Source organism: Stenotrophomonas maltophilia group sp. LNF247, assembly GCF_054083135.1.
Genome location: NZ_JBSRQL010000012.1, coordinates 124,868 through 137,142, shown reverse-complemented (window position 1 = coordinate 137,142; position 12,275 = coordinate 124,868). Strand labels below are relative to the sequence as shown.

General features: G+C 67.1%; 8 protein-coding genes. 5 read left to right on the top strand and 3 right to left on the bottom strand.

Features of this window, described 5'->3' with window-relative positions; genetic code table 11:
- Positions 1 to 106 precede the first annotated feature (106 nt).
- Both ACTXG9_RS13405 and ACTXG9_RS13400 read right to left on the bottom strand, forming a co-directional pair.
- Positions 107 to 3,634: a hybrid sensor histidine kinase/response regulator gene (locus tag ACTXG9_RS13405; protein WP_019660056.1), complete on the bottom strand. Its 3,528-nt coding sequence runs from the start codon at positions 3,632 to 3,634 to the stop codon at positions 107 to 109.
- 96 nt (positions 3,635 to 3,730) lie between these two features.
- Positions 3,731 to 7,276, bottom strand: a complete 3,546-nt coding sequence (locus ACTXG9_RS13400; RefSeq protein WP_111104429.1) for a sensor histidine kinase — start codon at positions 7,274 to 7,276, stop codon at positions 3,731 to 3,733.
- A gap of 164 nt (positions 7,277 to 7,440) precedes the next feature.
- On the opposite strand from ACTXG9_RS13400, the gene ACTXG9_RS13395 reads away from it, so the two are divergent.
- The 3 genes from ACTXG9_RS13395 to ACTXG9_RS13385 are packed head-to-tail and all read left to right on the top strand — an operon-like array spanning position 7,441 to position 9,232.
- The gene (locus tag ACTXG9_RS13395) at positions 7,441 to 8,073 is read left to right on the top strand and encodes a YceI family protein (protein ID WP_021202033.1); all 633 of its coding nucleotides are present in this window, start codon (positions 7,441 to 7,443) and stop codon (positions 8,071 to 8,073) included.
- Between the two features lie 10 nt (positions 8,074 to 8,083).
- Positions 8,084 to 8,656 carry a cytochrome b gene (locus ACTXG9_RS13390; RefSeq protein WP_019660059.1) on the top strand — a complete coding sequence of 191 codons (573 nt, stop codon included), beginning with the start codon at positions 8,084 to 8,086 and terminating at the stop codon, positions 8,654 to 8,656.
- 3 nt (positions 8,657 to 8,659) lie between these two features.
- Positions 8,660 to 9,232, top strand: a complete 573-nt coding sequence (locus ACTXG9_RS13385) for a YceI family protein (RefSeq protein ID WP_021202032.1) — start codon at positions 8,660 to 8,662, stop codon at positions 9,230 to 9,232.
- A 71-nt stretch (positions 9,233 to 9,303) separates the two neighbouring features.
- Here ACTXG9_RS13385 and ACTXG9_RS13380 read toward each other — a convergent pair whose 3' ends face one another.
- Positions 9,304 to 9,534 (bottom strand): glutaredoxin family protein, encoded by a 231-nt coding sequence (locus ACTXG9_RS13380; protein ID WP_058981142.1) that lies wholly within the window; start codon positions 9,532 to 9,534, stop codon positions 9,304 to 9,306.
- A gap of 100 nt (positions 9,535 to 9,634) precedes the next feature.
- Here ACTXG9_RS13380 and ACTXG9_RS13375 point away from each other — a divergent pair, with 100 nt between their 5' ends.
- A complete protein-coding gene (locus ACTXG9_RS13375; RefSeq protein WP_021202030.1) occupies positions 9,635 to 11,017 on the top strand; it encodes an L-serine ammonia-lyase in 1,383 nt (460 codons plus the stop codon).
- A gap of 203 nt (positions 11,018 to 11,220) precedes the next feature.
- A complete protein-coding gene (locus ACTXG9_RS13370) occupies positions 11,221 to 12,216 on the top strand; it encodes an alpha/beta fold hydrolase (protein WP_019660062.1) in 996 nt (331 codons plus the stop codon).
- Positions 12,217 to 12,275: the final 59 nt, after the last annotated feature.

Sequence of the window (12,275 nt, the reverse complement as noted above, 5' to 3'; positions counted from 1 at the left end):
TAACCGGACCCACCCCGCCATCCCACAGGAAGCCAGCTTTTGCTTCGGCGGTTGCTGTTGCTCCGGCTTGCAGCAGGTGCAGGGCCGCAGGCCCTGCCGCCGCACCCTACCGCCCCATGACCCTGGCGATCGCTTCCAGCAGCAGTTCACCGGTCACCGGCTTGCGCAGGAAACCGCCGATGCCGGCCGCTTCCACCTGCTGCTGCAGGTCCGGATCGGTCCGCGCGGTCACGGCAAGCAGCGGCAGCATGTAGCCCTGGTTGCGCAGGTGCTGGGCCAGTTCGAAACCGCTCAGGCCCGGCAGGTCCAGGTCCAGCAGGCCGACGTCGAAATCGCCGGCACTGATCTCGCGCAGCGCCGCCAGCGCATGGCCTGCATGCACCACCTCATGCCCACGCGCACTCAGCAGCCCGCGTATCACATCGGCCACGGTCGCGTCGTCTTCCACCAGCAGTACCCGCAATGGCGGCATGTTGGCCGCTTCCTGGCGGTGCGTATCACCCTCTGCCTCGGCATGGGCATCGACCACCATCGGCAACGGCAACGTCACGCCGAAGCAGGTGCCACGACCGAGCTGGCTCTCCACCTGGATCCGCCCTTGCATGGCATGCGCCAGTTCGCGGCAGATTGCCAGGCCCAGGCCACTGCCACCGTACTGTGCAGCGGTGCGTGCGCCATCGGCCTGCTCGAAGCGGCGGAAAAGGCGCTGCTGTTGTTCCTGGCTGATGCCCGGGCCGGTGTCGCGCACTTCGAAATGCAGCGATCGCAGTTCGGCGTCGCTACGGGCGTGCAGGGTGATGGTGCCGCGGCTGGTGAACTTGACCGCATTCGAGAGCAGGTTCAACAGGATCTGCCGTACCCGCATTGCATCGCCGTTGGCCTGCAGGCCGGCGGGCAGCTGGTTGTCGAGCGTGAAACGCAGGCCCTTCTGCGCCGCCAACGGCCCCATCAGCGCGGCCAGGTCCTGCAGCAGGCTGCCCAGTGCGAACGGCTTGTGCTGCAGCTCCAGGCGGCCCGATTCGATCCGCGCCAGGTCCAGCGCATCGTTGACCAGATGCAGCAGGTGCTCGCCGGCATGGCGGATCGATTGTGTATAGCCACGCTGCTGCGGATCCAGCGGCGAGGCCAGCAGCAGCTCGCTCATACCCAGCACACCGGTCATCGGTGTACGTATCTCGTGGCCAAGATTGGCCAGGAAGCGGGTCTTGGCCGCCGACGCCTGTTCGGCCAGTTCCTGCTTGTGCAGCGCAAGCTGGTAGGCGTGGCGACGTTGCAGGCGCCGACGGTAAAGCCAGGCGAACCAGCTGGTCAGCAGCAGCGCGAACGAGGCAAGCATCAACAGGCCGGACAAGCTGCGCCACCACGGTGGCTGCACGCGGAATTCCAGGCTCTGCACACGTGACCAGACATGGTCAGCCGACCGCGCCTGCACTTCCAGCCGATAGCTGCCCGGTGCCAGCCGCGAGAACAAGCGCTCACCGGCCGGCCCCACTTCCACCCAGTCCGGGTCATAGCCGGCCAAGCGGTAACGATAGGTGTTGGACGCCGAATCGGCGAACGACAACAGGCGCGCGACGATGCGCAGATCGCGGTCGCCGTCGGCGATCTGCAACGGCGCGTCGTGGGTGAGGTCCAGCACCTGCTCGTTGCGGCGCACCTCCACCCGCTCGATCACCAGCGGCGCACGCCGCATCGACGGACGTACCTGCTTCGGGTCGAACACCACCACACCGGCCGGTGTACCTGCCACCAGATGACCGTCTGCCGACATCACCAGCGTGTGTTCGCGGAATTCCTGGCTCGGCAGGCCATCGTGCACGCCATACAGGCGCACACTCTGGCCGTCGGCCCCGATGCGCACCAGGCCACGCGCACTGGTTGCCCACGCAACCCCCTGCGCATCGACCACCAGCCCCGAGGCGGAGATCGCCGGGTAGCCCTGCTCTGCACCGATCACGGCCTGCCGCTCCAGCCGGCCCTGGCTCCAGCGGTAGCGCGACAGGCGGCCATCTTCGGACAGCCAGACCTGGCCATCGGTGCCCACGTGCAGTGCATGGATCGCGGTCGCCGGCGCACCCGGCACCGGCTGGAAACGCTCGCTTTCCGGCAGCCACTGCAGCAGGCCACGGCTGCTTGCCAGCCAGATATGGTCCTGTGGCCCGCATTCCACGTCCAGATTGAGCTGGCCCTGCTGCAATCCACGCTGGCCATTATCCAGTTGGCGCCGCAGGCGCCCATCCAGATCGCGTTGCTGAAGCCCCGACGGCAGCATCAGCCAGAGACTGTCACCATCACAGGTCATCATGGATTCGATGACTCCTTCCATGGTCGCGTCGGCGCCGGCATCCCGGCCCCAGCGGCGCAGATCACGCCGCTTCGGGTCATAGCGCAGCAGTGCGTCGTTGGAACCGATCCAGACCTGGCCGCGGCGATCCTCGCGCACCGAGGTCAGCCAGTGCATGCCGTTGACCCAGGTACGGTGCTGTTCGATGCTGCCGGTCTTCGGATCGAAGCGGTCCAGCGCGCCGTGGCTGCCGACCGTCCAGATGCCGCCATTGCTGGAGGGGCTGGTGCCCAGCACGAAGGCATTGCGCAGCGAGCGCGGGTCGTCCTCCAGCCGCGACAGCACCGAGAACTGCCACCAGCGCGGCAACAGGTGCCACAGGCCGGCATTCGTGCTGGCCAACCAGATGCCGCCCTCGCGATCCTCGTAGGCACCTGTCCAGTTCGGGCGCACCGGGCCACGTGCCACCGCGCTGTACAGGGGCACGGCCTGGTACTGGCCATCGACCGCCCGGCCGAGGCCGGTGCGGGTGTCCAGCCAGTGCCCGCCCTGCTCGTCGCGCAGCATCATGCCCAGCACCTGCTCGCCTTCGGGCAGCTTCCAGGACGGTGCCTCGAAACGACCATCGGGACGGCGCACCATGGCGCCGGCCATCGTGCTGATCCAAAGGCTGCCATCGGATTCGGCCGTCAAGCCATTGATCAGCAGGCTGGGAATGATGCCGGCCCCGACCCGCTCAAAGTCCGTGCCGGTCCAGCGCGCGACGCCATGCTTGGTGCCGATCCACAGGCTGCCGTCAGCCAGGGTGGCCAGGTACGGCACCGATGCCGCCGGCAGGCTGCGCGGGTTGTTCGCTTCAGGCAGGAAGCGCTGCAACCGGTCCTGGTTGTCCAGGCGGTACAGACCACCTTCGTGGGTGCCGAACCAGACCGAACCATCCGGCGTGGTGGCCAGGCTCCAGACCGTGTTGGTGCCCATCAACGGCTGGCTGCTGCGGTCGTAGAAGTGCAGCTGGCGGCGATCGGCCGACATCCGTACAAGGCCGGCGTTCTCGGTGCCGATCCAGAGCTGGTTGCGGGCATCGACCAGCACCGTCCAGATGCGGTTGTCGCGCAGGCCGTCTTCCGAGCGCCAGATCCGGTAGTTGCGCCCGTCGTAGCGGGCCAGGCCGTCATTGGTAGCGATCCAGAGGTAACCGTAACGATCCTCGGCCATGCGGTTCACGGTGTTGGACGGCAAGCCGTCGAACACCGTCACCTGGCGCGGGTTCGGTGGCACCGGCTGCGCCGCAGCGGGTGACAGGCCGCACAGGAGGACCAGCAGCAGCATCGCCGCCCGCAGATACACCACCGATTGCCTCCTCACGCTGCTTCTGATGATTCCCGCACTACGGGCGTCGGCATGGTAAACCGAAAGTCGCGACGTTCACGCCCGGCGCTGGCGCATTCAAAGGGCGGTTTGTCGTTTTGCGCGCGCCTGGGCAATGGCAGTCACCAGCATGTCACCGGTCACCGGCTTGCGCAGGAAGCCATCGAACCCAGCCGCCAGGACCTGGGTCTCGGCGTAGGCGTCGGACCGTGCAGTGACCGCCACCAGGGGAAGTTCATAGCCCATGGTGCGCAGCTGCCGGGCGATGGCGGTGCCGTCCAGCGCCGGCAGATCCAGATCAAGCAGGCCCACGTCAAAGCCATCGGTGGCGATCTCCGATAGCGCGCCCAAACCATGCAGCACGTGCACCACGTCGTGGCCACGGCCACGCAGCAGGCCGGCGATGACCTCGGCCACGGTCGCGTCATCCTCCACCAGCAGGATGCGTAGTGGCGGCAGCATCGGCAGTACCGGCAATTCGCCCGGCGCATTGGCGGCCTGCCGGTTCCAGGGCAGCGGCAGCCATACCCGGAAGCGGGCGCCCTTGCCCGGCTGGCTGTCCACTTCAATCCGCCCGTTCATGGCCACGGCCAGCTCCTGGCAGATCGCCAGGCCCAACCCGCTGCCTCCATAGCGCGACGCGGTGCGCGGGCCATCGGCCTGTTCGAAGCGATGGAACAGGCGGTCCTGCTGCTCGGCGTTGATGCCCGGGCCGGTGTCATGCACTTCGAAGCAGAGTCCACCACCGTTGTCTTCCAGCCGCACAGCCAGGCCGACGTGCCCGCGCTCGGTGAACTTGATTGCATTGCCCAGCAGATTGAGCAGGATCTGCCGCACGCGCATCTCGTCGCCACTGACGCTGATCGGCCCAGGTGGATCGTCCCCACGGCGGAACTCCAGATTGCGCTGCGTTGCCATCGGCTGCATCAACGCCTGCACCTGGTCGAGCAGGCTGGCCAGATCGAACGGGCGCAGGTCCAGCTCCAGCCGGCCGGCCTCGATGCGGGCCAGATCCAGCGCGTCATTGACCAGCCGCAGCAGGTGGCTGCCCGCCTGCTGGATCGAGCCTGCATAGCTGCGCTGCACTGGATCCAGCGGGGTGGCCAGCAGCAGTTCGCTCATGCCGAGCACGCCGGTCATCGGCGTGCGCACCTCATGGCCCAGCGTGGCCAGGAACCGGCTCTTGGCCTGTGATGCCTGCTCCGCCAGCTGCTGCTTGTGCACGGTCAACTGCCATTGCTGGCGGCGGCGCAGCCGCGCACGGATCGACCACACCACGATGAGCAGCAGCAACGAGCCGATCAGCAGGTAGCCGAAGATCGCCATGCCGCTGCGCCACCAGGGTGGCAAAACCTTTACCTGCAGCCGCTGCGAAGGTGTCCAGGCGCCACTGGCCGTCGCCGCCTGGACTTCAATGACGTAGCTGCCGGTCGGCAGCCGCGACAGCGTGCGTTGGCCGTCACCGCCCTGCTCCACCCAGTTCTGGTCGTAGCCCTGAACCCGGAAGCGGTAGCGGTTGCCCTGCGGGTTGGCATAGGAAAGCAGCCGCGCATCAATCTGCAGGTCACGGTCATCCGGCCCCAGCAACAACGTGCCGCTGGTCGGCAGCGGTTGCCAGCCACGGGCATCATCGCGCCGCACGCGGACCTCGGCGATCACCAGTGACGAAGGCGGCAGCGTGGTATCGGCGGCATTCACATCGAACTCGACCAGGCCGGTCTGGGCCACCGCCAGCACGCGACCGTCGGCATTCACCGCCGGCGGCCGGCTGGTGAACTCGGCGTCCGGCAGGCCATCGCGTTCGTTGAACTGCTGCAGGCGGCGCGCTTTCGGATCCCATCGCAGCAGGCCACGTGGCGTGGTCGCCCACAGGCGGCCGTCTTCGGCCAACGCCAGCCCCCCCATGCTCACCGGCGGCACGCCCGCACTGCCATCAATGCGCTGGATCAGGCGCAGGCTCATGCCATCCCACTGATAGCGCTCGAGCGCACCTTGCCGGGCCAGCCACAGCTGCTGCGGATCGACCCACACCAGGTCATAGATCAGCCCGCGCGAAACGCCCGGCACCGCTTCGAAGCGCCCGGCCTGTTCACGCCAGATCCCCATGTCGCCCATCACCCAGGCCTTGCCCTGGGCATCGAAGCGGATCTGCTCAATCGGTGAATCGGCCGTCTTGCGGAAATCCTCCAGCGGGTAGCTGCGCAGTATGCGGCCGTCGGCACTGCGTTGCTGCAGGCCGAGGTTCATCACCGACAGCCAGACCGTGCCATCGGCGGCCTGCCGCATCAGATCGACGCGCTGGCGCAGGTCCGCGCCCCCGTCGATACGCCAATCGTGCAACGCGCCGGTGGCCGGGTCGTACACGCTGATGCGGCCGGCACGCCCCAGCCACAGGCGCCCGTCCGGCCGCGGCAGCACCGACCACACCGCCCCGCTGCCAATCTCGCGATCGCTGGCCAGCAACCGCAGGGTTCCCTGCGCATCCAGCTGGTACACGCCATGTGCCGAGCCAACGTAGTAGTTCTGGCCATCGCTGGCTGCACTCAACAGGTACTGGCTGTCCAGCGGCTTGCCGTCAAGCTGGTTCCAGATCGAAAACCGGCGCCAGTCCGGGGGCAGGTAGGCCAGGCCTTGGGTCAGCAGCGCCACCCACAATCCGCCCTCGTGGTCCTGCAGCAGATCGAGCACACCACTCTGGGCAGTGAGGAAACCACTGCCGCGGTCGCCATCGAGCCGCCACAGCATGCTGGCATCTCCACGCAACAGGCCATCGGAGGTGCCTGCCCAGTAACCGCCCTGGCGATCAGCCAGCACCAGCGCCGAACGCAGGCGCGCACTGTCGGCCCAGCGTGGACGACTGACCCGGTCCTGCGGGTCGATACGGTAGAGGCCGTCATTCTGGCTGCCGGCCCAGATCGAGCCGTCGGGGTCGCGGCTCAGGCGCAACACGCTCAGCGCCCCCAGTTCGCGCGGTGCGACAGCCTCGAACCCAGTCCCGTTCCAGCGCGCAATGCCCGCCTCGGTGCCGATCCAAAGGCGTCCCTGCGCATCGACCAGGCTGCTGTAGATGGTATTGCTGGGCAATCCCTCGGGACGGGCCGGATCATGCTCGAAGAAGCGCAGGCTGCCATCTTCACCGAAACGGCAGACGCCATGGCCGCTGGTGCCGATCCACAGTGCATCCTCGGCGTAGGCCAGCGTCCAGAACTGGCTCATGCAGGGGCCGTTGACGGTATCAAAGGTCTTGAAGCGGTCGCGGTCGGCATCCAGCCGGGCCACGCCCTTGCCATTGATGCCGACCCAGACGCGGTCCAGGGGATCGACCAGCAGGGTCTCGATTTCGTTGCCGGGCAGCGAGCCCGGCTGCTCCGGATCATGTTCCCACACCCGCAGGTTGCCACCGTCATAGCGCACCAGGCCACCATCGGTGGCGGCCCAGACATGGCCCTGGCGATCCTCGGCCAGCGCCAGCACCATGCGCGAGGGCATGCCTTCGGCGGCACCGAAACGGCGCAGCCGCGGTGTCTCGGCCATGTCCGGGGCCGCAGCCGCCGCGGCAAATGCCATCAGCAGCAGCCCCATTCCCGCGATGCCCCGGCGCCACAGGCGCCAACCGCTCGTCATCCTGAACCCCCTGTCCTGCCCCGATTGTCACACAGCGCCGGGTTCATGGCTGCAACAGGCTGTTTCCACCGGTGGACCCACCACGAACTGTTGCAGCCATGCACGCAACGTTGGCGGGGGGCTGTGCGTATGATCGCAACGTCCCCTTCCGGAGCCCGCCATCGATGCGTCCCTGCCTGGCCCTGCTGCCGATGCTGCTCGCCACCGCTCCCGCCTGGGCCGATGCGGATACCTATCGCCTCGATCCGGTGCATACCCGTGTGCTGTTCACCATCGACCACGCCGGTTACTCGCAGGCGATGGGCACGGTCTCCGGCAGTGAAGGACGCCTGCAGTTCGATCCCGACAACTGGCGCGAAGCCACACTGGACGTCGAGGTTCCCGTGTCGCGATTGGACCTTGGTGATGCCAAATGGAACCAGGCCACGCTGGCGCGCAGCCTGCTGGATGGTGAGCGCTTCCCGAAGGCACACTTTGTCTCCAGCCGGGTCGAACCGATCGATGCAAGGCGCGCCCACGTGATCGGCACCCTGACCCTGCGCGGGGTCAGCCAGGAGATCACGCTGGACGTGACCCTCAACGCCATCAAGCGCTACCCCCTGCCCCCATTCCGACGCACCGCCGGTTTCTCGGCCAGCACCACGCTGAGCCGGCGCGCGTTCGGCATCACCGCCTGGCCGGGCGTCATCGGTGATGCAGTGCAGTTGAGGATCGAGGCTGAAGCCACCCTCGACCGCAGCGACGCCCCGGGAACTCCCGCTCCCGTTCCGCACTCCGACCCCAAGATGGCCCGCTAGAGGACCTTTCATGACCGCCAAGAACACCCCCGCCGCCTGGGGGAGTGTCAGCCAGATCCTGCATTGGTTGATCGCACTGCTGATCCTCGCCCTGGGCGTGGTCGGCCTGACCATGGGCGAGCTGCCCAAGACCCCCAAGTATTTCTGGGTCTATACCGCGCACAAGTCGATCGGCATCACGGTGCTGGCGCTGGTGCTGTTGCGCTTGGGCTGGCGCCTGTATGCCGGTGCGCCGAAGCCGGTGCCGGGCGTGCCCAGCTGGCAGGAACGCATCGCCAGCGCCACCCACGTGCTGCTGTATGTGCTGATGTTCGCCATCCCCCTGTCGGGCTGGCTGTACGACTCGGCCAGCGGCCTGCGCCCGTTCCGCTGGTTCGGCCTGGTGGATGTGCCCAAGCTGAGCGGACCCGACCCGCAGGTTGTCGCGGTGTCACATGCCATCCACGAATACGGCTTCTGGCTCTTGATCGCGGTGGTACTGGCCCATGCCGGTGCCGCCTTCTACCACCACCTGTTCCAGCGCGATGCGACCCTGTCCCGCATGTTGCCGCGCGGCTGGCTTGCCTCCCCTCAGAAGGACTGACCGATGAACCTGAAACTGACCACTCCGGCCGCCGTGGCCGCCGCCCTGGCCGGCATGCTGGCTACCGCCCCGGCGCTCGCTGCCGACTATGCGCAGGCCCCCGGCGCCGGCTCGATCCTGGTGTTCGCGACCAAGTACGACGGCGAGGTGTTCACCGGCAGCTTCCCGGGCTTCGCCACCAAGCTCAGCTTCGACCCGGCCAATCCGGCCGCCGGCTCGCTGGACGTGGTGATCCCGCTGGCCGGTGCCAAGAGTGGCAACAGCGACCGCGACTCGACCCTGCAGGGTGCCGACTTCTTCAACGTCGGCAAGTTTGCCACTGCGCGCTACACCGCCAAAGGCTTCCGCGCGGTCGGCAACGACCAGTTCGCCGCCGATGGCACCCTCGAGCTGCGTGGCGTCAGCAAGCCGGTCACCCTCACCTTCACCTGGAAGCCGGGCACCCAGCCGGTGCTGACGGGCAAGGCCACGGTCAAGCGCCTGGACTTCGGCGTCGGCGGTGGCGACTGGGCCGATACCAAGACCATCCCGGATGAGACCGCGATCAGCACGATCGTGAAGTTCGACGCGAAATAACACGCCTCCGGTAGTGCCGGCCGCCGGCCGGCATCACCGGGAACAGAGGGGTTGCCGGCCAGCGGCCGGCACTACCGATCGACGGCCAGCCAGGCCTGCACCGTGGCCGCGTCGAACGGCCAGTCCAGCTCGCGGTCATCGCGCTCGTCGCGGAGCACCGGCACCCGCGCGCCGTAGCGCGATTCCAGCGCCGGCTGGTCATCCAGGAACACCGATTCGAACTCCGGCGCCCGCGCCTTGGCCAGTTCGGCCAGGGCCATGTCGCACAGGTGGCAATCGTCACGCTGGAACAGAGTCAACACCGGTTTTGCTCCCTCTGCCGAAATGCTGCGCCGCAGCCATGGAAGTGCGGCGTGAGCCGCTAGAATAGCGGTCTCTTCCGGTACCCGCAGTACGGCATCCATGGCTGTCAGCACGTTCGACGTTTTCAAGATCGGCATTGGCCCGAGTTCCTCGCACACCGTCGGGCCGATGAAGGCCGCCGAGCGATTCATCCATCGCTGGCTGCTCGATCCGGGCCGCCTGCCCGAGGTCGCGCGCATCCGCGCCGATGTCTATGGCTCGCTGGCGCTGACCGGCCGCGGCCACGGCACCGACAAGGCGATCCTGCTCGGCCTGGAAGGCCAGCGCCCGAACCTGATCGACCCGGACATCATTCCGGCTACGCTCGAGCGCATCCGCAGCAGCAAGCGCATCCAGCTGATGGGCCAGCACGAGATCGCTTTCGACGAGAAGCGCGACCTGGGCATGAACAAGCGCCAGAAGCTGCCGTACCACACCAACGGCATGCGCTTCACCGCCTACAACGCCGAGGACGAAGTAATCGCTACCCGCGATTACTACTCCGTCGGCGGCGGCTTCGTGGTCAACCAGGACGACGCGGCCGACGACCGGATCGTGCCCGATGAGACCCCGTTGCCCTACCCGTTCAAGAGCGGCGACGAGCTGCTGGCGCAGACCGCACGCAGCGGCCTGAGCATTGCCCAGCTGATGTTCGAGAACGAGAAGTGCTGGCGCAGTGAAGACGAGATTCGTGCCCAGCTGCGCGAGATCTGGAGCGCAATGCAGTCTTGCGTGGCGCGCGGTATCCGCGAGGAAGGCGTGCTGCCGGGTGGCCTGAAGGTGGGCCGTCGTGCGCCGGCGCTGTACCGCGAGCTGTCGTCGAAGCCGGAAGCGGCAATGCGCGATCCGCTGACCACGCTGGACTGGGTCAATCTGTACGCACTGGCGGTGAACGAAGAAAATGCCGCCGGTGGCCGTGTGGTAACTGCGCCGACCAACGGTGCCGCCGGCGTGCTGCCGGCGGTGCTGCATTACTTCGACCGTTTCTGCCCCGGCGCCAATGAGCAGCGCGTATTCGACTTCCTGCTGACCTCGGCAGCGATCGGCATCCTGTACAAGGAAAACGCCTCGATCTCGGGCGCCGAAGTGGGTTGCCAGGGCGAAGTGGGCGTGGCCTGCTCGATGGCCGCCGGTGGCCTGGTCGCGGCACTGGGTGGCAATCCCAGCCAGATCGAGAACGCCGCTGAAATCGGCATGGAGCACAACCTCGGCCTGACCTGCGACCCGATTGGCGGCCTGGTGCAGATCCCCTGCATCGAACGCAACGCGATGGGTGCGGTGAAGGCGATCAATGCCTCGCGCATGGCGATGCGCGGCGACGGAAAGCACAAGGTGTCGCTGGACAAGGTGATCAAGACCATGCGCGATACCGGCCGCGACATGCAGGACAAGTACAAGGAAACCAGCCGCGGTGGCCTGGCGGTGAACGTCATCGAGTGTTGAGGTCGACCGGGCCCGGCGCGATGGCGCCGGGCCGCAGGTAGAGTCGACTGTCAGTCGACTATCGCGCGCAGCGCGGGATGTTCGCGGTCTGATCGAATAGCAGTCGACTGACAGTCGACTCTACCCCGTTGTCCCTGGCCGGTCGGACGACACCATCACTGCGTTGCGGTTAGGCTCGGGGCTCCCCTGCCCAGGACTGCCCCATGCGCGTGATCGCTACCGCCCTGCTTGCCTGCCTTCCGCTGTCCGCCCTCGCCGCGCCCAGCTATGGGCCGCGCCTGGAGGGCTTCGACTACGGCTATCCAGTGAAGACCTTCGCGCTGGAATCGCAGCGACAGCCGCTGGAGATGGCCTACCTGGACATCGCGCCGAAGAAGGCGCCCATCGGCGTGGTGGTGCTGCTGCATGGCAAGAATTTCTGCGCGGCCACCTGGAAGGAATCGATCAAGCCCCTGGTTGCAGCCGGCTACCGGGTGATCGCCCCGGACCAGGTGGGTTTCTGCAAATCCAGCAAGCCCGAGCGCTACCAGTACAGCTTCGCGCAGCTGGCCGCCAACACCCATGCGTTGCTGCAGCAACTGCAGTTGGGTGATGTGCCGGTGCACCTGGTCGGTCATTCGATGGGTGGCATGCTGGCAGTGCGCTACGCGCTGATGTTCCCACAGGACCTGCGCAGCCTGGCACTGGTCAACCCGATCGGGCTGGAGGACTGGAAGGCGCTGGGCGTGCCGTGGCGCAGCGTGGACGCGTGGTACGCCGGCGAAATGAACATCAGCTATGACAGCATCCGCCGCTACCAGCTGGACGTGTACTACGACGGCAAATGGAAGCCGGCCTACGAGCCGTGGGCGCGGATGCAGTCAGGCATGTACGAAGGTCCGGGCAAGCAGGCCGTTGCCTGGAGCCAGGCCCTGGCCTCGGACATGGTGTTCAACCAGCCGGTAGTCTACGAACTGAAGAACCTGCAGGTACCCACCACGTTGTTCATCGGCCAGAAGGACCGTACCGCGATCGGCCGTGACCTGGCGCCGCCGACGGTGAAGGCGACGCTGGGCAACTATCCGGCACTCGGCAGAGCGGCAGCCGCGGCGATTCCGGGCGCGACGCTGATCGAGTTCGCCGAACTGGGCCATTCGCCACAGGTGCAGGACCCGAAGCAGTTCAACAGCGCGCTGTTGAAGGCGTTGAAGTCGCGCTGACCGGCAAGCGTGCCCCTGTAGAGCCGAGCCCGCGCTCGGCTCATGCGGCAGGATGGGGA

Coding starts and splice junctions, on each gene's coding strand:
- ACTXG9_RS13375 (WP_021202030.1), top strand. CDS start 9,635: ATGGCTGTCAGCACGTTCGACGTTTTCAAGATCGGCATTGGCCCGAGT.
- ACTXG9_RS13400 (WP_111104429.1), bottom strand. CDS start 7,276: ATGACGAGCGGTTGGCGCCTGTGGCGCCGGGGCATCGCGGGAATGGGG.
- ACTXG9_RS13370 (WP_019660062.1), top strand. CDS start 11,221: ATGCGCGTGATCGCTACCGCCCTGCTTGCCTGCCTTCCGCTGTCCGCC.
- ACTXG9_RS13385 (WP_021202032.1), top strand. CDS start 8,660: ATGAACCTGAAACTGACCACTCCGGCCGCCGTGGCCGCCGCCCTGGCC.
- ACTXG9_RS13395 (WP_021202033.1), top strand. CDS start 7,441: ATGCGTCCCTGCCTGGCCCTGCTGCCGATGCTGCTCGCCACCGCTCCC.
- ACTXG9_RS13390 (WP_019660059.1), top strand. CDS start 8,084: ATGACCGCCAAGAACACCCCCGCCGCCTGGGGGAGTGTCAGCCAGATC.